This window comes from Streptomyces inusitatus, assembly GCF_014651115.1.
GTDB classification, from domain to species: Bacteria; Actinomycetota; Actinomycetes; order Streptomycetales; family Streptomycetaceae; genus Streptomyces; species Streptomyces amakusaensis.
This window is the reverse complement of the sequence record NZ_BMWG01000004.1, coordinates 130,473-150,846: the sequence shown is the minus strand read 5'-3', so window position 1 is coordinate 150,846 and position 20,374 is coordinate 130,473. Positions and strand designations below refer to the sequence as shown.

Annotated in this window: 19 protein-coding genes and 1 pseudogene; 8 read left to right on the top strand and 12 right to left on the bottom strand. The window is 72.0% G+C overall.

Features of this window, described 5'->3' with window-relative positions; genetic code table 11:
- Window positions 1-9 precede the first annotated feature (9 nt).
- Window positions 10-2,466, bottom strand: coding sequence for an ABC transporter permease (locus tag IE247_RS10150; protein WP_190122661.1), 2,457 nt, complete (start codon window positions 2,464-2,466; stop codon window positions 10-12).
- Window positions 2,466-3,302: an ABC transporter ATP-binding protein gene (locus IE247_RS10145; protein ID WP_190122854.1), complete on the bottom strand. Its 837-nt coding sequence runs from the start codon at window positions 3,300-3,302 to the stop codon at window positions 2,466-2,468. Before IE247_RS10145 ends, IE247_RS10150 begins: the two co-directional genes overlap by 1 nt.
- A 255-nt stretch (window positions 3,303-3,557) precedes the next feature.
- On the opposite strand from IE247_RS10145, the gene IE247_RS10140 reads away from it, so the two are divergent.
- The 4 genes and pseudogenes from IE247_RS10140 (at window position 3,558) to IE247_RS10125 (ending at window position 6,534) form a co-directional block, all read left to right on the top strand.
- Window positions 3,558-4,718, top strand: a complete 1,161-nt coding sequence (locus tag IE247_RS10140; RefSeq protein WP_190122660.1) for a cation:proton antiporter — start codon at window positions 3,558-3,560, stop codon at window positions 4,716-4,718.
- A gap of 103 nt (window positions 4,719-4,821) precedes the next feature.
- Window positions 4,822-5,306: pseudogene (locus tag IE247_RS10135) on the top strand (GNAT family N-acetyltransferase).
- A gap of 187 nt (window positions 5,307-5,493) precedes the next feature.
- Window positions 5,494-5,835, top strand: coding sequence for a peptidase inhibitor family I36 protein (locus IE247_RS10130; protein ID WP_229869035.1), 342 nt, complete (start codon window positions 5,494-5,496; stop codon window positions 5,833-5,835).
- Window positions 5,836-5,901: 66 nt separating this feature from the next.
- Entirely contained in the window at window positions 5,902-6,534 is a 633-nt protein-coding gene (locus IE247_RS10125; protein WP_190122658.1) for a TetR/AcrR family transcriptional regulator, read from the top strand.
- A gap of 11 nt (window positions 6,535-6,545) precedes the next feature.
- On the opposite strand, the gene IE247_RS10120 is transcribed toward IE247_RS10125, so the two are convergent.
- Window positions 6,546-6,941, bottom strand: a complete 396-nt coding sequence (locus tag IE247_RS10120) for an ATP-binding protein (RefSeq protein WP_190122657.1) — start codon at window positions 6,939-6,941, stop codon at window positions 6,546-6,548.
- Between the two features lie 615 nt (window positions 6,942-7,556).
- On the opposite strand from IE247_RS10120, the gene IE247_RS10115 reads away from it, so the two are divergent.
- Complete coding sequence (locus IE247_RS10115) at window positions 7,557-8,666, top strand: lytic polysaccharide monooxygenase (protein ID WP_190122656.1); 1,110 nt, start codon at window positions 7,557-7,559, stop codon at window positions 8,664-8,666.
- A 6-nt stretch (window positions 8,667-8,672) separates the two neighbouring features.
- Here IE247_RS10115 and IE247_RS10110 read toward each other — a convergent pair whose 3' ends face one another.
- Entirely contained in the window at window positions 8,673-9,818 is a 1,146-nt protein-coding gene (locus IE247_RS10110) for a PP2C family protein-serine/threonine phosphatase (RefSeq protein WP_190122655.1), read from the bottom strand.
- Between the two features lie 220 nt (window positions 9,819-10,038).
- Between IE247_RS10110 and IE247_RS10105 the strand changes: the two genes are divergently transcribed.
- Window positions 10,039-11,268, top strand: coding sequence for a GNAT family N-acetyltransferase (locus IE247_RS10105; RefSeq protein ID WP_190122654.1), 1,230 nt, complete (start codon window positions 10,039-10,041; stop codon window positions 11,266-11,268).
- 16 nt (window positions 11,269-11,284) lie between these two features.
- Here IE247_RS10105 and IE247_RS10100 read toward each other — a convergent pair whose 3' ends face one another.
- The 4 genes from IE247_RS10100 to IE247_RS10085 form a co-directional block, all read right to left on the bottom strand.
- Window positions 11,285-12,094 carry an Fpg/Nei family DNA glycosylase gene (locus IE247_RS10100; RefSeq protein WP_190122653.1) on the bottom strand — a complete coding sequence of 270 codons (810 nt, stop codon included), beginning with the start codon at window positions 12,092-12,094 and terminating at the stop codon, window positions 11,285-11,287.
- 141 nt (window positions 12,095-12,235) lie between these two features.
- Entirely contained in the window at window positions 12,236-13,012 is a 777-nt protein-coding gene (locus IE247_RS10095; protein ID WP_229868984.1) for a phosphotransferase family protein, read from the bottom strand.
- 171 nt (window positions 13,013-13,183) lie between these two features.
- Window positions 13,184-13,714, bottom strand: coding sequence for a hypothetical protein (locus IE247_RS10090; RefSeq protein WP_190122651.1), 531 nt, complete (start codon window positions 13,712-13,714; stop codon window positions 13,184-13,186).
- Window positions 13,711-14,007, bottom strand: a complete 297-nt coding sequence (locus tag IE247_RS10085) for a hypothetical protein (RefSeq protein ID WP_190122650.1) — start codon at window positions 14,005-14,007, stop codon at window positions 13,711-13,713. The genes IE247_RS10090 and IE247_RS10085 overlap by 4 nt, the downstream gene beginning before the upstream one ends.
- 122 nt (window positions 14,008-14,129) lie before the next feature.
- On the opposite strand from IE247_RS10085, the gene IE247_RS10080 reads away from it, so the two are divergent.
- Entirely contained in the window at window positions 14,130-14,906 is a 777-nt protein-coding gene (locus tag IE247_RS10080; protein WP_308433216.1) for a helix-turn-helix domain-containing protein, read from the top strand.
- 374 nt (window positions 14,907-15,280) lie between these two features.
- On the opposite strand, the gene IE247_RS10075 is transcribed toward IE247_RS10080, so the two are convergent.
- Together IE247_RS10075 and IE247_RS10070 are read right to left on the bottom strand one after the other, a co-directional pair.
- Entirely contained in the window at window positions 15,281-15,766 is a 486-nt protein-coding gene (locus IE247_RS10075) for a ribose-5-phosphate isomerase (RefSeq protein ID WP_190122649.1), read from the bottom strand.
- 128 nt (window positions 15,767-15,894) lie between these two features.
- A complete protein-coding gene (locus IE247_RS10070; RefSeq protein WP_190122648.1) occupies window positions 15,895-16,479 on the bottom strand; it encodes a biotin transporter BioY in 585 nt (194 codons plus the stop codon).
- A 389-nt stretch (window positions 16,480-16,868) separates the two neighbouring features.
- Between IE247_RS10070 and IE247_RS10065 the strand changes: the two genes are divergently transcribed.
- Entirely contained in the window at window positions 16,869-18,299 is a 1,431-nt protein-coding gene (locus IE247_RS10065) for an amino acid permease (protein ID WP_190122647.1), read from the top strand.
- 20 nt (window positions 18,300-18,319) lie between these two features.
- Here the strand turns inward: IE247_RS10065 and IE247_RS10060 are convergent, their stop codons facing one another.
- Together IE247_RS10060 and IE247_RS10055 are read right to left on the bottom strand one after the other, a co-directional pair.
- Window positions 18,320-18,931 carry a histidine phosphatase family protein gene (locus IE247_RS10060; RefSeq protein WP_190122646.1) on the bottom strand — a complete coding sequence of 204 codons (612 nt, stop codon included), beginning with the start codon at window positions 18,929-18,931 and terminating at the stop codon, window positions 18,320-18,322.
- The gene (locus IE247_RS10055) at window positions 18,928-20,349 is read right to left on the bottom strand and encodes an FGGY-family carbohydrate kinase (RefSeq protein ID WP_190122645.1); all 1,422 of its coding nucleotides are present in this window, start codon (window positions 20,347-20,349) and stop codon (window positions 18,928-18,930) included. Before IE247_RS10055 ends, IE247_RS10060 begins: the two co-directional genes overlap by 4 nt.
- Between the last annotated feature and the right edge of the window lie 25 nt (window positions 20,350-20,374).

Below are 20,374 nucleotides of genomic sequence, written 5' to 3'. Positions count from 1 at the left end.
GACGGGGACTCAGGGGCGCAGGGCGGCACGGGCCGGGAGGGTGGTGGAGGCGAGCGCGAGGGCGAGGACTCCGGCGACCAGGGAGCCGTAGATCAGCGGGGGGATGTGGGGGGCCTGGCCGGTGAGGCCGTTCATCATGGGGACGAGGGTGGCCAGGGCGATCCCGGTGCCGAGCGCGACCCCGGCGAGGGCGACGAGCAGCGCCTCCCAGCGGATCATCCCCATCACCTGGCGGCGGGTGGAGCCGATCAGCCTCAGCATCCCGAGTTCACGGCGGCGGTCGAGGACGGTCATCACCAGGGTGTTCGCCGCGGCGACCGCCGCGAATCCGCCCAGGATGGAGGCCATCGTGATGTTCGCCCACGAGGTCAGCTCACGGTCGAGGTGCTGTGCCGCCGCGTATCCCTCCCGGTCGTGGACGGTGCCCAGCGCGGCCAGTCCGATGGCCGCCCCGGCGTCACCGCCGACCAGCAGGGTGTTCGGGTACGGGGAGGTCACATGGCCGGTGAGCGCGGCGGCTGGGAGGGTGACCTCGGCGAGGCCGAGTCCGCGTCCGTAGACCGCCGCGACCTCTGCGGAGGAGCGGACGCCGTCGGGGAGCAGGAAGTCGAACCGGTCGCCGACGCCCACCCCGGCGGAGTCGGCGAGGGACGCGTCCAGCGCGATCCGGCCGGGGCCGAGGTCGCTCAGCGAGCCCTTCCGCACCTCCAGGTCCTGCACCTTCGCCAGGTCTCCCGGGCGGCCGGCGACGCCCTGGACGGAGGCGCTGAGCAGTGTGGCCTCGGGCCCGGAATCGGTCTTGACGAGGATGGAGGTGCGCAGCAGCGAGACGGCGGCGCTCACTCCGGGGGTCTTCGCCGCGCGCTCGGAGGCGTTCAGCGGGAGCAGTCCGGTGTCGTCGGCGGTCACCACGTGGTCGGCCGTGATCCCGTCCCGCTGCTGCTGTTCGGTGGCCCGCTCGGTGCTGGTCTGGAGGAAGACGAGGACCGAGGAGAAGGCGGTGGCCAGCACGATCGGGGTGATCGCGGAGGCGAGCCGGCGGGCGTTGGCCGAGGAGTTGGCGGCGGCCAGCGAGGCGGCGGCCCCGGCGGCGCGCAGCGGCAGCCCGAGGAGCGCGGCGCAGGCCCGTGCGATGAGCGGGCCGAGCAGGGCGACCGCGAGCATGAAGGTCATGACGACGCCGAGTGCGGCGTTCGCCGCGTCGCTTCCCGTCTCGGTGGCCGCGATTCCGGCGAAGACCACTCCGCCGGCGAGTGCGGCGATGCCCAGCGGGGTGCGGATCCAGCCGAAGCCGGCGCGCTCGACGGAGGCGTCGGCGAGGGCCTGGCCGGGCTTGATCTTCGAGGGGCGGCGGGCGGCCAGGAATCCGGCGAGGAGCGCGGTGACGATCGCGGTGCCGGTGGCGGCGGCCGGCACGATCCAGGAGACGCCGAGTTCGACGGCGGCGGGGATCGCGCCCTTGTCGCGGAGCTGTCCGAACCACCAGGCGGCGAGCGCGAGCCCCGGCGCGTAGCCGAGCGCTCCCGCGATCGGGGCCACCAGCAGGGCCTCGGTCGCGATGGAGCGGCGCACCTGGCCGGGGGTCGCGCCGATCGCCCGCAGCAGGGCGAACTCGCGCCGCCGCAGTCCGACCGAGAGCGCGACGGTGCCGGCGGCGGTGAAGACCGCGACGAGAGTGGCGATTCCGCCGAAGGATCCGCCGATTCCGGTGAGGACCTCCTTGGCCCCGGCGAGCGCGGAGCTCTCGGCCGCTCCCCGGTCGTCGCCGGTGCGGACGCGGGGCTTGTCGTCGCCGGTGCCGAAGAGCTCGGTGAGCCGGGCGGCGAGCGCGGCGGCGTCGGTGCCCTTCCGGGGCAGTACGGCGATGGCGTCGACCTTGCCGGGGCGGCCCGACAGCCGGATCGCCTCGGGGTCGGCGAACCAGGCCCCGGGCGTTCCGGCCAGGCCCGAGACGGTGAACCGCCGGGTGCCGGCGGGGGTGTCCAGGGTCACCGCCTCGCCGATCCTCGCCCCGCCGCCGAGGACCACCTCGCCGGTGCGCGGGGCGGTGCCGGAGCGGAGCGCGGTGCCGGTGAAGGCGGTCGATCCCCAGCCGTGGGCGGTGAGCGCGGCGGTTCTGTCCCGTACCGGGAAGGCGATGTCGGCGATGGCGGCGGCCGCTCCGGGGACCGAGGCGGCCTTTTCGACCAGGGCCTGGTCGAGGCGGGCCCGGTCGGGGATCTCGGCGTGGTTGTCGCGGCGCTCCTCGCCGGAGCCGATCCAGAGGTGGGAGCGCTGGTCCGCCTCGACGACGACGGGAGCGCCCTCGTACCGCTGCGGTGGGACGGAGGCTCTCAGTCCGGTCTCCAGCATGATGCCGCAGGCGGCGACGATCGCGGAGGTCATCAGCAGGGCGACGAAGGTGCCGATGAAGGAGGAGGGCTTGAAGCGGACGGCCGCGCGGGCCAGGCCGTTGGGACGGAACATCAGGCGGCCGTCCCCTGGTACGCGGCGGGCGAGGTCAGGGATCGCATCCGGGCGGCGATCCGCTCGGGTCCGGCGCCGCTGAGGCTGTCGGCGATCGAGCCGTCCGCGAGGAAGAGCACCCGGTCCGCGTAGGCGGCGGCGACGGGGTCGTGGGTGACCATGACGACGGTGGCTCCGAGGCCGTCCACCGCCGAGCGCAGCAGGGCGAGGACTTCGGAGGCGGTGGTGGTGTCCAGCGCGCCGGTGGGTTCGTCGGCGAAGACCACGTCCGGCCGGGTGACCAGGGCGCGGGCGAGGGCGACGCGCTGCTGCTGGCCGCCGGAGAGCTGGGAGGGGCGGCGGCCGCCCTTGTCGTGGAGGCCGACCTGGGCGAGGACTTCGGCGGCCCGGCGGCGGTCGGGCCGGTCGCCCGCGAGCCGCATGGGGAGCAGCACATTCTGCTCGACCGTCAGCGACGGCAGCAGATTGAAGGCCTGGAAGACGAAGCCGAGCCGGGTGCGGCGCAGCACGGTGAGTCTGTTCTCGTTCATTCCGGTGATCTCGGTGCCGCCGAGGCGGACGGAGCCCTCGGTGGGGCGGTCGAGTCCGGCGGCGCACTGGAGGAAGGTGGACTTCCCGGAGCCGGAGGGGCCCATCACGGCGGTGAAGCTGCCGCGCGGAAGGGTGAGGTCGATGCCCCGCAGGGCATGGACCGTGCCGTTCCCTTTTCCGTATCGGCGGCGTACGCCCCGGAGCTCGACGGCGGCGGCCGGGCCGGCGGGGTGGGGGCCGGTGGGGTACGAGTCACTCCCCCACGTGTCCTCAGTGTCCCGTCGGTTGCGGCGCCGCAGCCCCATCGTGTCCTCCGTCATCGGTAAACGTGCAGGTCAATGCCTTGACGCTACGGACGGACGGCAGGTCGGGGCCATGGCGGCTGCTGGCGGACCCGGGGTGGGGGCAGCCCTACCCCGGAGGCTGGGGGCCGCCCTGTCGAAGACTCATATAGTTGCGAGAGTCAATCATTTGGTAAACTAATTACTGACGGATCCTTGACGCCCTCTTGACCCCAAACGGAGGACGACCCCATCGGACACGCGGACACTCTCATCGCCATGGGCGGCGCATTCCTCGCCGCCGCCCTCCTCGCCCGCCTCGGCGGCCGGATAGGCCTGCCCACGATCCCCCTGTTCATCCTGGCCGGAATCCTTCTCGGCCCGCACACCCCCGGCATCGTGCTGCTCTCGGACCCGCACGAGCTGGAGATGCTCTCGGCCCTCGGGCTGGTCCTGCTCCTCTTCTATCTGGGGCTGGAGTTCCATCTCGACGATCTGAAGGCCGGCGGCCGGCGGATGGCGCTGGCCGGAGGGGCGTATCTGCTCCTCAATGTGGGAGCGGGCCTCGGCTTCGGCTTCGCGCTCGGCTGGGGCACCTCGGAGGCGCTGGTCCTCGCCGGAGTCCTCGGCATCTCCTCGTCCGCCATCGTGACGAAGGTCCTGGTCGACCTGGGCCGGATCGGGAACCCCGAGACCAAGCCCATCCTCGGCATCATCGTGGTCGAGGACATCTTCCTCGCGCTCTACCTCGCCGCGCTCCAGCCGATCCTGTCCGGCGCGGACAGCCTCTCCGCCGCCGCGATGGACGCCGGAAAGGCCTTCGGCTTTCTGCTGGCACTGGCCCTCGCCGCCCGGTTCGGGACCAGGGTCGTCGGACGGCTCATCAACACCCGCGACGACGAACTCCTCGTCATCTCCTTCCTCGGGGCCGCGGTCTTCATGGCCGGCGTCTCGGAGTGGTTCGGGGTCGCGGACGCCATCGGCGCGTTCATGGTCGGTCTGATGCTCGGCAGCACCACCTCGGGCGAGCGCATCCGGAAGCTGGTCCACCCGCTGCGGGACGCCTTCGGGGCCATCTTCTTCTTCGCCTTCGGCCTCTCGATCGACCCGGGCGATCTGCCCACCGTGCTCTGGCCGGTGCTGGCGGCGGTCGTGGTGACGCTGGCGATGAACGTGCTCGCGGGAATCATCGCCGCGCGGATCCACTCCTTCGGCCCCGGCCAGGCGGCGAACATCTCCACCACCCTGCTGGCACGCGGCGAGTTCGCGCTGATCCTCGCCACCATGGCGGCGGCGGCCGGCCTGGACGAGCGGCTCTCGCCCTTCATCGCGGGGTATGTGCTGATCCTGGCCGTCCTCGCCCCGCTGGTGGCCGGCCGGTCCCAGCTCCTGGCGCGGTTCATGCCGGGGACCCGGGAGGCGGAGCCGTCCCGGCTCTGATCCCGCGTCACCGGCCGAAGCGGGGAGGCCCGGGCTCGAAAGCCCCGGACCTCCCCGCTTCGGGGTCTTCGGGACCCGGTCCCCCGGTGGCAGACTTGCCCGAATGATCGTCAGACCGGCAAGGACGGCCGACCTCCCCGGCATCCTCGGACTCGCGGCCGAGGTCGAGCACTGGTTCGGACCGATGACCGACGAGCCCGGCTTCCACCGGGCCCTGGACACCCATGTGCGCCGGGGCACGGCGCTCGTGGCCCTCCCGCCGGGCGGGGAGCCGGCCGGCGGGCTGCTGTTCGGCCCGGACGGCCCGCCGTACCACGTGGAGTGGCTGGTCGTCGCGGAGCGGGTACGCGGCCGGGGCGTCGGCCGGCTGCTGATGGCCGAGGCGGAGCGGCGGTTCGTCCGGACGCCGGGCGCCATCGAGGTGGTGACCTTCGGCCCGGATCACCCGGGGGCCGTCGCCAGTGGCGCGCGGGTCCCGCCGAGGCCGCCGAACCGGGCCCGGAGGGCGGCTCCCGGCAGCTCTACCGCAGGCCCGGAACCGTACGGACGGTACGTCAACCCGGGGACGGGCCGGACACCTTGGGGTGAAGACCGGCGGCCGGGCGGATGCGGGAGCGGAAGCCGGGTATCCCGGGGGCGGGCCGACGGCCGCGCTCGCCGTGTCTCCGTGTCCCCACGTTCCCGTGTTCCCGTGTTCCCGTGTTCCCGTGTTCCCGTGTTCCCGTGTCCTTACGGAGGTTCCGTGCGCCGTGTCGCGCTGCTCGCCGCCACTCTGATGATCTCCACCGGTCTCGCCGCCGCCCCCTCGGCGGCCACACCCGCCGGGTCGGTGACCCTGTTCAGCGGCTCGGACTGCCCCGCGGACAGCCTCTGTCTGTACCGTCACCGGGGTTTCACCGGCGGCGGCGTCGCCATCGGGCCCGACACCTATGTGGAGCGGCTCGCCGACCACGGCTTCGACGACCGGATGTCGTCCTGGTCCAACGAGACCGGCCAGATCTGCGACTGGTGGACCGAGTACGGCCGGGGCGGCACGATCCACGACCTGCGCGACGGCCGCCGCGCCGACCTCCCGCGCGCCCAGAACGACACCGCGTCGTCCGTCGAGTGCTGGTGAGAAACCGGGGCGACGCGGGGCCGTCGACCCCGTGCCGGTCAGCGTTCGGTGACTTACCCTGACCCCATGACCGGCCCCACTCCCCGGCCCCCGCGCCGCCGCGACAGCGCGGCCACCCGCGCCGCGCTCCTCGACGCCGCCCGGCTGCGCTTCTCCCGGCAGGGGTTCGACGGCACCGGGGTCCGCGAGATCGCCGGGGACGCGGGCGTCGACGCGGCCCTGGTCTTCCGCTACTTCGGCTCCAAGGAGAAGCTGTACGCGGAGGCGGTGCGCGTGACCGCGCCCGAGAGCGCGGAGGCGGATCCGCACCGACCGCTCGCCCGTCTCGCGGACGAACTGCTCCATGACGTGGTCTACGGCGACTGGCGGCAGTTCGACGGCGAGCATCCGGTGCTGGGGATGCTGCGCTCCTCCGGCCGGCCCGCCGTCCGCGACCAGCTGCGCACCCAGTTGTGCGAGGGATATCTGCGCGACTTCGCCGACCGTCTCGACGGGGAGGACGCCGAACTCCGGGCCGAGCTGATGGGAGCGCTGCTGCTCGGCATGGGGGTGCTGCGCTCGGTCGTCGGCTCGCCCGCGCTGAGCGAGGCCCCCTTCGACCGGACCCGCACCCTGGTCGCCCGGATGGTCCACGGCCTGAGCGTCGCCGACCCCGCCCCCGCCCCCGATTCCGGGCCGGAGTCCGGCTCCGGAAGCTGACCCCGGCGGGCTCAGCGCCCGGCGAGTCTCCTCGTGTCGCACTCGCACCACACCGTCTTGCCGCCGGGCGGCAGCGGCACCACCCCCCAGCGGTCGGCCACCGCCTCCACCAGCATCAGCCCCCGGCCGCCCTCGTCCAGGGCCGGCTCCCCCGAGCGGTCGAGCGGGGCGGGGTGCCGCGGCATCCGGACCCAGTGGTCGCTCACCTCGATCCGCACCCCCCGGTCCAGGCGCAGCAGCAGCAACGCGCACCGCCGGTCCGGGACATGGCGTACGACATTCGCGAGCAGCTCGGTGACGGCCAGCTCGGCGGCGTCCACCACCTCTTCCAGGGACCAGAGATGGAGATACGCCCGGGTGATACGGCGTAGATGACGGGGGGAATGCTCACCCACCGTAAAGCTCATCCGATAACTTGAGGCGGATGCCGGGTCGATCAATTGCACGATAACTCCAGGTGAGGAACGGTTGATTGGGTGCCTTCCCCGCCGGAGCACGCTCTAGTGATTACGCATGGCTACAATCGCGCCCCATCCTCGATCGGCGTTGACGCCCGGCCGCGGAGCAGCGGAATCCTGGGTTCAGGAAAAAGTTGAGAACACGCCACCACAACGACTTTGAGCCCGCTAGAGTCTGGATCACGCCACGCTCCCCGGGACGAACTCCCGGTGGACCGGGGCGGCGCGGACCGTTCCCCACGGCCCCGCCCCCTCCTGCCCTCACCCTTCCCCGGCCCCGGACGCGGGCCTTCGGGGCTCCGAGTCGTGCCCTTCCGGGGCGATCGACCCGGGCGGGCGCCACTGTTGAATCAGGACATTCCGCCTCTCTTTCCAGCGCCAGCAAAATCGGTGGATTTTCTACTGACCAGGGCATTGCGGGTGGCCTTTCCGGCCACAAGGATGCTCCCACCGGTGCACAGGCCGTCGCGGTGAGTGAAGCGGGCCCGTCCCCTGTGAAGTGAACGCTTCGCCGCGCCCGCTCGCAGTCGACGGCAGGCACCGGGCCGAACAGGAGGTCCGCCAATGACGATCGACCCCCGCACCGCCGCCAGAAACGCCCTGCGCCGCGCGACCCTCGTCGCCGTACCCGTACTGCTCGCCACCACAGTGCCCTGGACCGCGTACGCCCAGGGCGCACCGGTCGACCCGGTGAGCCGGGCCGCCGCCTGCGGCACGACGGGCGCGAGACAGACCTCGGCGGCCTGTGTGGCCGCCGTCGCCGCGAACGGCGGTGTGGCGTTCGACGCCTGGGACCGGGTGCGGGTGGCCGGGGTCCAGGGCCGGGACCGCGAGCGCATACCGGACGGCCGGCTGTGCAGCGCCGGGCTGGAGGCCTATCGGGGGCTGGACATCGCCCACACCGAATGGCCCACCACCGAGCTGACGGCGGGCGGGCGGTTCACCCTGGAGTACCGGGCGACCGTGCGGCGGCCGGGGACCTTCGACCTCTATCTGACCAAGGAGGGGTACGACCCCGCCAAGGCGCTGCGCTGGGCGGATCTGGCGAGCGAGCCGTTCGCCACGGTGAAGGACCCCGCCCTCAAGGACGGGTCGTACCGGATCGAGGGAACGCTTCCGGGGGAGCTGACCGGGGCCCATGTCCTCTACACGGTCTGGCGGAACGACGGCGCGGAGGGCTCGGAGGGCGCGTCGGAGACGTACTACTCCTGCTCGGACGTGGTGCTGACCGGCGAGGTCCCGGAGAGCGGCAATTTCGGCCTCCACGGCAAGCAGACGGCGGGCGCGAAGGACACCTCCTCGGCCTCCGCCGACGCCGAGCCCTCGGCGGCGGCGCGGGAGGGCGGGAACGGGGGCGGTGTCTCGTTCACGATGGTCGCGGGCGGGGTCGTCGCGCTCGCACTGCTCGTCGTGGGGGCGCTGGCCACGCTCCGGCCGCCGAGCCGGGAGACGGCACACGCCCACGACGGTCGGGGCCGGCTGCCGGACCGGGAGCAGGGGCCGGAACAGGGGTACCAGCAGGGGTACCAGCAGGAGCCGGGTTACGGATACGGATACGGGTACGCGCCGGAGCAGGGCCAGGACCAGGCATACGGATACGGGCCCGACCACCAGGGGTACGGATACGGGCCGGAGCAGGGAGGACCGGAGCAGGGGCATCCGTACCGGCGATGAGAGGGCCTACGGCTCCCGGCAGAGGATCAGCAGGGCGCGGTCGTCGTTGACGTCCTTGGCGACCGCCTCGATGAGATGCCAGGCGGCCCCCTCGAAGCCCGCCGTGACATAGCGGTCGGCCTCGCCGGTGAGCCGGTCCATGCCCTCGCTGAGGTCCCGGCCCGGGGACTCCACCAGGCCGTCGGTGAAGAGCATCAGCACGTCGCCGGGGCGCAGCGAGCCCTTGACCGGGTCGAACTGGGCCCCGTCGTACACCCCGAGGAGGGGGCCCTCCCCGGTCATCTCCTCCCAGCGGCCGGTGCCCGCGCTCAGCTGGAGAGCGGGGAGGTGGCCCGCGGAGAGGAGTTCGTAGTCGCCGGACTCCAGATCCAGTACGAGATGGATCGAGGTGGCGAAGCCCTCGTCCCAGTCCTGGCGGAGCAGATAGCCGTTGGCGGCGTGCAGGAAGCTGTGCGGCGGGAGCGAGCCGAGGAGCCCGCCGAACGCGCCGGACAGCAGCAGCGCGCGGGAGGCGGCGTCCATGCCCTTGCCGGAGACGTCGGTGAGGACGATCTCCAGGGTGCGGCCCCCGTTGGTGCGGGCGGCGACCACGAAGTCGCCGGAGAAGGACTGGCCGCCGGCCGGGCGCAGCGCCATCTCCCGGTGCCAGCCCTTGGGCAGCCGGGGCAGGGCGCTCTGGACCCGGATGCGTTCGCGGAGGTCGAAGAGCATGGTGCCGCCGCGCCGCCAGGGGACGCCGACGCGGGCCCGGAACTGCGCGATCAGCAGTCCGAAGAATCCGGCGGCGGCGACCACGAGGACGGTGCCGGGGGTGACCCTGGCCGGGCCGTCGGTGTAGGGGCCGAGGACGAAGGTCTCCACGATCAGACCGGCCGCGCACGCCGCGTACAGACCGAGCAGGCTCGCGGGCCGCAGCAGGAGCGCGCCGGCCACGATCGGCAGGACGAGGGCGGCCGGCGAGATCCATTCGGGGATCTCGATGGTGCCCCAGGTGAGGGCAGGGACGGTCAGCAGCAGACCGGAGAGGGCGAGCGTGTCGGAGCCGTCGCCGCGGAAATAGTCGACGGCGGATTTGCGCAGCGCGATGCGTGCCCGGTGCACCGCCTTGCGCAACCGGGCCTTGAACGAATCCACTCCGACACCTTGAGCCATTTCGTGTGACCTTATCGATCCATCGGCCATCCGTGCAGGGGACCCCTGCGACATTGCAGGGGAAATCGGGTCACTCCGGCACGCTGACGCTTGATAGTCATGGCATATGACAGCAGCTCTACGCGCGCTGAGTCCCGTCCGGCGCGGAGCTTTCGCCCGACTCGTCCGACCGCCGTATTTCGATCGCGGTCCGGGCAACACCCCTGGTAGAGATGGTGGCATGAAGACTGAGCCGCGAGTGGTCGAACCCTCCGAGTGGGACGAGTGGTACGCAAAGGTGGTCCTGGCCTTCGGCGGTGTGGCGGCCGCCCCGGAGCACACCGGGCTGATCCGCGAGATCACCGAGTTCGACCGGACGCTCGGCGTCTGGGACGGTGCGGAGTGCGTGGCCACCGCCGCCTCGTTCTCCTTCCGGATGAGCGTGCCCGGCGGGGCGCTCACTCCGACGGCCGGGGTGTCGATGGTGAGTGTGGCCGCGACCCACCGGCGGCGCGGAATCCTTTCCGCGATGATGCGCCGCCAGCTCGACGACGTACGGGAGCGGGGCGAGCCGCTGGCCGTGCTGCTGGCGTCCGAGCCCGCGATCTACGGCCGGTACGGCTACGGGGCGGCGACCAAGCAGCTCAGGGCCGACATCGACACCGCACGGGTGACGCTGTCGGTGCCCGAGGGCACCGACGCGATCCGGCTGCGGAAGGCGGAGCCGGACGAGGTGCTGGCGGACATCGAGGCGGTCTACGCCCGGCAGCTCCCCGGCCGTCCCGGGCTGATCGCCCGGCTGCCGGCGTGGGACCGGCTCCAGATCCTCGACACCCCCGCCGACCGGGCGGGCGCCTCCCCCTTGCAGTGCGTGCTCGCCGAGCGGGACGGGGAGGTCGTCGGGTACGCGCTCTACCGGATCAAGCCCTCCTGGGAGGAGAGCGGGCCGAACGGCACGGTCGCCCTCCAGGATCTCCAGGCGCTGGAGCCGCAGGGGCACGCGGCGCTCATGCGGTATCTGTTCGGGATCGACCTCACCTCCACGGTGAGCATGTCCAGCAGGCCTGTGGACGACCCCTGGCAGCATCTGGTCTCGGACACCCGGCGCTGCGCCCTGCGGTCGTGGGACGGTCTGTACATCCGCCCGGTGGAGGTCGGCGCGGCCCTGGCGGCGCGGACCTACCGGGCCCCGGTGGACGTGGTGCTGGAGGTCGAGGACGCCTTCTGTCCCTGGAACGCCGGCCGCTGGCGGCTGAGCGGGGACACCGGCGGCGCGTCCTGCGAGCGGACGACGGACGGGGCCGATCTCGCGCTCTCCGTGCGGGAGCTGGGCACGGCGTATCTGGGCGGCTTCCCGCTGCGCGGGCTGGCCGACGCCGGCCGGGTGCGGGAGCTGTCGCCGGGGGCGCTGGCGGCGGCCTCGCTCGCGTTCGGCGGCGATGTCGCGCCGTGGGGGCCGCACACCTTCTGATCCCCCGGCCGATCGCTCAGCGCGGCTGGCAGACCGGGCACCAGAAGAGATTGCGGGCGGCGAGGCCCTCGGTGCGGATCTCGCCGCCGCAGACGAGACAGGGCATACGGGCCCGGCGGTAGACATAGACCTCGCCGCCGTGGTCGTCCACGCGCGGCGCGCGGCCCATCGCCTCGGGGGTGTGCTCCGGCCGGACGGTGTCGATCCGGTTGTTGCGCACCCCCTCGCGCATCAGCTCCACCAGATCCGCCCAGATCGCGTCCCACTCCGCGCGGGCGAGGTCCCGGCCGGCCCGGTAGGGATCGACGCCGTGCCGGAAGAGGACCTCCGCGCGGTAGACATTGCCCACTCCGGCGATGACCTTCTGATCCATCAGCAGGGCGGCGACCGTCGTACGGGAGCGGGAGATCCTGGCCCAGGCCCGGTCCGGGTCGTCAGCCGCGCGCAGCGGGTCGGGGCCGAGGCGCTCGTGGACCGCGTCCTTCTCCCCGTCGGTGATCAGCGCGCAGGTGGTGGGGCCCCGCAGATCGGCGTAGGCGCCTGGGCCTGCCAGACGCAGCCGGACGGTGTCGGCGGGCGGCGGGGCGGGGGCGGGGCCGAAGTCGGACCGGCCGAAGAGGCCGAGGTGGATATGGACCCAGCCCCTCCCGCCGAAGCCGAGGAAGAGGTGTTTGCCGTGAGCCTCGGCACCGGTCATCACCCGGCCGTCGAGAAGGGCGGCGGAGGCGGTGAATCTGCCCTGGGGGCTGGTGACGCGGAGGGGGTGGGAGAGAAAGCGGGTGCGGTGGTCGGAGGCGAGGCGGTGGAGGGTGTGGCCTTCGGGCACGGGGGGTCCTCGTTGTGCGGGGGCTGGTTTGTGCGGGGCCAGGCCCGTGCGGGCGCTGGTGCGCGGGGCCCTGCCTGTGCGGGTCCTGGGCGGGGCGCTGCCCCGGTGGACCCTACAGCCTGGGCGGCAGCCGGCCGCCGCTCAGTGGCGGAAGCCTGCGGTCTCCGGATGAAAGTCGAGCAGACGCCGGACCCTGGTGTTCTGGGACTCCGCATCGGTCTCGCCCACCCGGGCCGTCCAGTTCCGGCACGTGGCACTCACGAACGCTTCGACGGCCGCGCTCTCGGCCTGCCGCCAGCCGGGGGAGCGCGACAGCCATGCTTGAGCTTCCTCGGGTGTGTGTCCGTAGGCCATGAGCCACACAGCGATATCGGCCGCGTCGATCCACGCGGGTCCGAGAGCGGGCATCGCCCAGTCGATGATGTACGCGACTCCGCTCCGGCCGATCAGAACGTTGTGCGGGTTGGTGTCCGTGTGGAGCAGATGCGAGCCCTTGAGCGCGTCCGCTTCACCAGGACTCAGATGACCGGCGAACCGGTCCGAGAGTCGCGGTACGGGAAACGTCGGAGCCGGCAGCCGGTGCAGGCGTCGAGTGGCGCGCGTGAGGGCCGGGCGGTCCCGTGTGCCGGGGCCGTAGTCGACGTGCCGCCCCTCGACGTAGGCGAACGCGAGGCACAGCCAGCCGCCCCGCTCGAAACGATGACGGATGGGCGGGCCGACACCGTCCACCAGCCCATTGATCCATTCCTCGCGGAGGAGACCCGCCACCTCCGCTTCAGCGGATGCGCGGACGCCTTTGAGGAAGAGGGAGCCGGACCCGCGAGTGTGAAGCACCAGGGCGAGCGAGCAGTTCAGCCCCTCGGCCACGGATTCCGCGCCGACCACCTCCCCGGTGCACTGCTCAATCTCCTTCCGCAAGCTTCCCGGAAGTTCGTCCCACAAGACACGCTCAGACACTGTGCACCTCTCTGACGGGCGGGGCGCCCTGGGGTCGGTTGGCTTCCGCCGGGTCGCGCAGCGGCACGTTCCACTTGATGAAGGCGTGGCGGAGCCATGGCACGTGCACGTCGTACATACGGGCGAGCGCGTTCATGGACGCGCCCTCGCGGTAGCGCCTGACCACGTCGGCCCGCTCGTCGTGCACGCGTTTCCGGGCGGCTGCCAGCTCTGCTGCCGAACGGCGTGGCACTGGTCTCCCATCAGAGGTTGGCGGGTCTGTGTGGCCCGAACGGCCACCGGCCGGGCCTGGAAGCAGAAGACACCGTTGGCACCGTCGGCCACGGCGAGGGACACCGGACCGCCCTCCCCGAGCCGGGTGCGCAGCTCCCGCTGCGTCCAGTGGTCGCCGGCCCAGTCGCGGAGCCTGGTGGGCCCGTCCGGGCGCTGCCCGTCGGCAGATTCTTCGGGTACCCGCTCACCCCAGGGGACACGTACCGGGTCGGGGTCCAGCCGGTCCGCGATACGGCGGGCCTGGTCGCACATCCACAGCAGTGCCTGCTGGGGTGAGACCGCCACCGTGGCCGCGAGGATGAACATCACGCGCTCAGCGGTCCCGTACACGGCCCCTTCGGCGATCACGTCGCAGCGGTACTCACGTCTCGGCTCCGCCGGTCCGGTCACGACGGGTCGCCCCCGTCCGCCAGATCCTGGACCAGCGCTTCCAGGGCCCGTTCGAACCGGAGCTGACGAACACCCTCGTCCAGCTCCGCGCGCCACTGGGCGGCGTACTCCGGATCGGTCTCCACTCGCCGCAACTCCGCCCGGAGCGCGCGCCGCTCCCGGCAGCGGGGAGTCAGCACCCACACCAGCCGGGGGAAACGGACCCGTAACCAGATCTCGACGGCCCTGACCGCAAGGGCAAGCCGCTGATGCACCTGCCCGACACGGCGAGCGCGGTGGTCGTTGGTCAACATCGGTGGCCGTACCCCTTCGCTGCGGAACTCTGTATCGCTTGCAGTCAGCCCAACAGAACTGCCCGCGAGTCGGTAAGTGCCGATGCGAGGACACGTGGACCACCTGCCCCCTAGGGTGCGAAGTGGTCGAAACGTCGGAGGTTCAAATCTTGAACAGGGCCCTTGAACGTGCTAAGCGCGACGCGGAGTTGTCATCCCGGAAGCTGGCCACCCGCACTGGGGTGACGCGTGAGACCGTGGAACGATGGATCGCAAATGAAGGGCGTAAACCCCACACGCGAACAGCGGTGCGGGTCGCAGAAGAACTAGGGGTAACTGTTGAGATGCTGTGGCCCACATCAATAAGGCAGGCCGTGAAAGCTGGGCCGGATCGCGAGATCGTCGCGGCCTACCCTTTCAGGTCCTCGTGCCCCAACTCGGTCTGGACCACCCTGATCGACCGCGCGCAGCACGATTTGCTTTTCGCTGGATACACAAACTACTTCCTCTGGACCGAACAGCCACAACTTTCCGAGACGTTGCGAAGAAAAGCCCTTTCGGGGTGCAGAATTCGATTCTTGGTCGGGAATCCGGAGAGTTCCATTACCCGCATGAGGGAAGAAGTGGAGGACAGCTCGTTCCCCGTTTCAACACGAATCAGGATCACGTTGGGGAATCTTCAAAAACTTGCTGGCATCCCTCAGATCGAGGCCCGCTATTGCGCGGATTCGGATGCGGTGAATCACGTTTCACTCAGCGTCTTCCGCATGGACTCGGAAGCTCTTGTGACTCCGCATCTCGCATCAGTGGTGGGGCACGATTCCCCCATGCTCCACTTGAAGCGCATGGACGAAAAGGGGCTGTATGATCAGTTCGTCAGCAGCGCCGAGGAGCTTTGGGGGCGCGGAATTCCAGTCTGAAATTCAATGCGAGCCCGGCAGCCAGGCTTGTCGTGCGCCTCACCGAGGCCGGCGGCCTGGATACCGCCGTTCGGCAGCCCGGAAATAGCTGAAACAGTCTCTGAGTTACCGAAGCGCACCGCGCAGATGTCTCCGGCCCACGCCTGGCCCCGGCCCTCCAGTACCGGAGAGGCCGAATTGGCGCACCTCCAGACCGGGGTCGGCGAAATAAGCCCCGCCGGGGTCTCCCCTGGCTTTTTTCCGTCCCAGGCCGGCAGGGCTGAAATCGGCCCGCTCTTCCGGCGGAGCCGAATTGCTGACCCCGGTCTGGACTGACGGCCCCGACAGGCCGCGATCGTGCGGGCCGGGCGGGGCCGTCGACGGGACGGGAGGGGTCAGGGCTGGGGGTGGTGAGGGGGGATGGGGGGAAGGGTGCCGGTGGTTTCGTAGGCGGTGAGCATGTCGATGCGGCGGGTGTGGCGCTCTTCGCCGGAGTAGGGGGTGGCGAGGAAGATCTCGATGAACTTGGTGGATTCCTCGACGGTGTGCATGCGGCCGCCGACGGCGATGACGTTGGCGTTGTTGTGCTCGCGGCCGAGGGCGGCGGTCTGCTCGCTCCACGCCAGGGCCGCGCGGACGCCCTTGACCTTGTTGGCGGCGATCTGCTCGCCGTTGCCCGAGCCGCCGATCACGATGCCGAGGCTCTCCGGGTCGGCGGCGGTCCGCTCGGCCGCGCGGAGGCAGAAGGGCGGGTAGTCGTCCTGTGCGTCATAGATGTGAGGACCACAGTCGACGGGGTCGTGGCCGTGGGCCTTGAGCCACTCGACGAGGTGGTTCTTGAGTTCGTATCCGGCATGGTCGGAACCGAGGTACACGCGCATGGGTCCGAGTGTGGCACGCGCGGATCCGGGTGGGCGCAAGCGGGGTCGGCGGCCGGCGGCATGGAGAAAGCCCCGGTCGTGCCCATATGTGCGAGGGCCGGACCGGGGCTTTCGGTGTCGGGGCGGGGTCAGTCGCGGCGGCCGATCAGCTTCCAGGCGGTGGGCAGGACGCCCATCGCGAGGGCGGCCTTGAGGGCGTCGCCGATCAGAAAGGGGGTGAGGCCGGCCGCGAGAGCCTGGGAGAGGGTCATCCCGGTGGCGAGGGCCAGATAGGGGACGCCGATCGCGTACACGATCGCGGAGCCGACGACCATCGCGCCCGCCATGCGCGGTACGGAGCGGTCCGCACCGCGGCGGGCCAGGGCGCCGACGATCGTGGAGGCGAGGAGCATGCCGAGGATGTAGCCGAAGGACGGCATGGACCAGCCGGACTGACCCTCCGCGAACCACGGCATGCCCGCCATGCCCGCGATCGCGTAGAGCCCGAGGGAGAGGAAGCCGCGCCGGGCGCCGAGGGCGGTGCCGACGAGCAGGGCGGCGAAGGTCTGCCCGGAGACGGGGACCGGGGAGCCCGGGATCGGGAGGGCGATCTGGGCCGCGAGGCCGGTGAGGGCCGCACCGCCGACGACGAGGGCGATCTCCCGGGTGCGGGAGGCGGGCAGCAGGTCCGCGAGGACCGCGCCCGGACGGGAGGTGGCAGTGGCTGTGCTCATCGGGACTCCGCAGCGGCGAGGGGAGGGTGGCGGGGGTACGGGGGATCAGTGCGACCGTAGCCCAGGGCCGGTCGGGGGTTCACCGTCAGCCATCGACAAGGGCGATGGGCCGCCTTCATGGAGATCAAACAAAGCGCGGAGATCATGCCTTGTCCTGGGTGATGCTCGTCACTGAGGCGGGAGCCGGTTCGGCGCAAGGATAGGGACGAATGGGACTGTAGGGTTCTACCAAAGCGCGGAGCGTGCGCAAGTCGCCCGCATCATGTACGCGCATGTGTACTTTGGGTGACGATCGTGGCCGTTTAGTGGAGATGCGTTGCCCTGCGATCGGCGCGCGTGCTCACTTGTGAGTCCGCTCTCTCCCCCTGCTACGGAAACAGGACACACCCATGTCCAAGATCTCGGCGTCCAAGACCTCCGCCGTCTCCGGTTCCGGGCTGCCCGCCGACGGTGATCCCGGGGCCCGGGGACTGGGCAACGGTCTGAAACAGCGCCATCTCTCGATGATCGCCCTCGGCGGCGTGATCGGCGCGGGCCTCTTCGTCGGATCCGGCGCGGGCATCGCCAAGGCCGGCCCTTCGATCATCGTCGCGTACGCCCTCTCCGGGCTGCTCGTGATGCTGGTGATGCGGATGCTCGGCGAGATGTCGGCCGCGTACCCCTCCTCCGGCAGCTTCTCCGTCCACGCCGAGCGGGCCATCGGCCCCTGGGCGGGATTCACCTCCGGCTGGCTCTACTGGTTCCTGCTCTGCGTGGTCGTCGGCCTGGAGGGCATCGGCGCGGCGAAGATCATGGCCGGCTGGCTCCCGGGCACCCCCGAGTGGGCCTGGGTGGCGCTCTTCACCGTGGCCTTCTGTCTCGCGAACTTCACCCGGGTGAAGAATTTCGGCGAGTTCGAGTTCTGGTTCGCGGCGCTCAAGGTCGGCGCGATCGTGCTCTTCCTCGGGATCGGGGTCCTCGCGATCGCCGGTCTGCTGCCGGGCGGCGGCGACTCCCCGGGGACCTCGAATCTGACCGGCGGGGAGGGCTTCCTGCCCAATGGGACCGAGGGGCTGGTCTTTGGCCTGCTGGCGTCGGTCTTCGCCTACGGCGGTCTGGAGACGGTCACCATCGCGGCGGCCGAGTCCGAGCAGCCGGTCCAGGGCGTCGCACGGGCGGTGCGCACCGCCATGTGGCGTATCGCGATCTTCTACGTCGGTTCCATGGCGGTTGTCGTCACCCTGGTCCCGTGGGACCACCCGGCGGTGGCCCAGCAGGGGCCGTACGTCGCCACCCTCGACCATCTGGGGATCCCGGCGGCCGGCGAGATCATGAACGTCGTCATCCTGATCGCGCTGCTGTCCGCGATGAACGCGAACATCTACTCGTCCTCGCGAATACTCCGCTCCCTGGTGGAGCGCGGGCAGGGACCGAAGGCGCTGGGACGCCTCCGCCGGGGGGTGCCGAGGGCGGCGGTCGTGATGTCGTCCGGGTTCGGATTCGTCTGTGTGCTGCTCAGCTACTGGCGGCCGGACGACGTCTTCATGTGGCTGCTGAACATGATCGGCGCGATCACCCTGGTGGTGTGGTTCTTCGTGGGCGTCTCGCAGCTGATCCTGCGGCGGCGCACCGAGCGGGAGGACCCGGCGCGGCTGGTGGTGCGGATGTGGTGGTACCCGGGGCTGACCTGGGTGGCGCTCGCCGGGATGGCTACCATCTTCGCGCTGATGGCGCGGGAGGCGGAGACGCGGACCCAGCTCTACTACACCGGGCTGCTGACGCTGGCCCTGGCGCTGACCGGATTCTGGCTCCAGCGGTCCGCCGCCCGGCGCGAGGAGTAGGGCGGCCGACCGGGGTGCTCTCAGCCGTCCGTCGGAAGGTTGAGGGCGAGGAGCGACGCGGTGTCGTGGCCGAGCCTCAGCTCGGTGACCGCCGCGTTGCCCAGCCCGGGGAAGACCCGGCGGTAGTTCCCGAGCGGGATGGAAAGCAGCTCGCACAGGGCCAGCCGCAGCAGGGTGTTGTGCGCGACCACCAGGACCCGCCCGCCCTCATGGGCCCCGGCGACCCGGCGCAGGGCCTCGACCGCCCGCCCGGCGGCGGCCCTCGGGTCCTCCGCCCCGGGGAAGGGGTGCGCGACCGGGTCCTTCGTGAAGCCGAGCGCGGCCTCGGGGTGCTCCCGGCGGAACTCGGCCAGGGTGCGCCCCTCCGCCGCCCCGAAGTCGCACTCGCGCAGCCCGGGCTCGCGGCGCGGGGTGAGCCCGAGCGCCTCGCAGGCCGGGGCGGCCGTCTCGATCGCGCGGGAGAGCGGGGAGGTCCAGATCGCGTCCACCGGATTCCGGGCCGCCCACTCCCCCAGCCGCGCGGCCTGGCGGCGGCCCTCGTCGGTGAGCGCGACATCGCTCACCCCGGCATAGCGGTTCTCCGCGTGCCAGACGGTCTGACCGTGGCGGGCCAGCAGCAGTGTCGCGCTCATTCTCGCCTCTCCGTACGGGTGTGTGCGTGCGCCGCGACCTCGGGCGGAAGCCAGCCGCGGCATTCGAGTTCGTCCACGAGGGCGAGGTAGGGCCCGGCGAACCGGTCCGGTCCCGCCCCCTCGACCCTCGTCCCCGGCCGGACCATCCGCGCGGCCGTCCCGGCGAGGGTGGCCGTGCCGGCCGGAGTGGCCGTCCCGGCCGGGGAGGCCGCCGCAGCCGGGGAGGCCACCGCGCCCGCCGCGCCCGCCCCGTACGCCGCCAGGACCGCCATGCCGACGGCGGGTTCGCTGGAGCGCGGGACGCGCACCTCACGGCCCAGGACACGGGCGCGCAGCCCGGTCCAGTAGGCGCTGCGGACCGCGCCGCCGGTGAAGGTGAGGGGGCCGTCCACGGGGGCTCCGAGGAGGTCCAGATAGTCCAGGCAGAGCCGTTCGGTCAGGGCCACGCCCTGGAGGAGGGCGGCCCAGTGGTCGGCCTCGGAGGCGGGCTCGCCGAGCAGGAACGCGGTGGCGTCCGGGGCGCGGAAGGGGAAGCGCTCGCCGCGCGCGCCCAGCGGATAGGCGATCGGGCCGGCCGGCTCATGGGCGCGGGCGAGGGCGTCGAGCGCGGCCGGATCGGCGCCCGGGAAGGCCGCGCGCAGCGCGCCGCCGCCGACGTTCGACGCGCCGCCGGGGAGCCAGCCGCCGTCCGGGGAGCGATGGCTGTAGACCACTCCGGAGGGGTCGCGCAGGGGTTCGGCGGTGACTCCCTTGAGGACGAGGGTGGTGCCGAGCACCGAGTTCCAGGAGCCCACCGAGAGCGAGCCGGAGGCGATCTGCGCCGCGCAGCCGTCGGTCATCCCGGCCACGATCGCGGTGCCCGCGGGGAGTCCGGTCTCGGCCCCGGCCTCCCGTCCCACCTCGCCGACGAGGGTGCCGGGCCGCACCACCTCGGGCAGCCCCGGCACCCCGGGGGCGTCGAAGACCTCGCGCTCGGGGTCGTAGCCGGTCTTGAGCGCGTGGCTGGAGTCGGTGGGGAGCCTGCGGCCCGCCAGCCGGGCCGCGATGTGGTCCGCCTGGTGGGCGATGTGCCCGGGGCCGTACGCGTCGAGGAGGAGCCGGGCGCGGCCCGGGCCCCGGCCGGGGGCGCGGCCGTCGTCGTACATCACGGCGGGGGTGAGCGCCCGGCCCCGGTCGTCGGTGAGCAGCACGGTGCCGGAGGTGGAGCAGATCGCGAGCGCGCGCGGGCGGTGGCCGCCGCTCAGCGCGGAGCGGACCGCGGCGGCGGTGGCCGTCCACCAGTCGCCGGGGAGCTGTTCGTGGAGCGGGCCGTCGCGGCGGCCGGTCAGCGGCGCGGAGCCGCTGCCGAGGATCTCGCCCTCGTCGTCGGCGAGCACTGCGCGGACGCTCTGGGTGCCCAGATCGATCCCCATCCACATGGCGTCTCCCGCGGCTCGTCGCGTC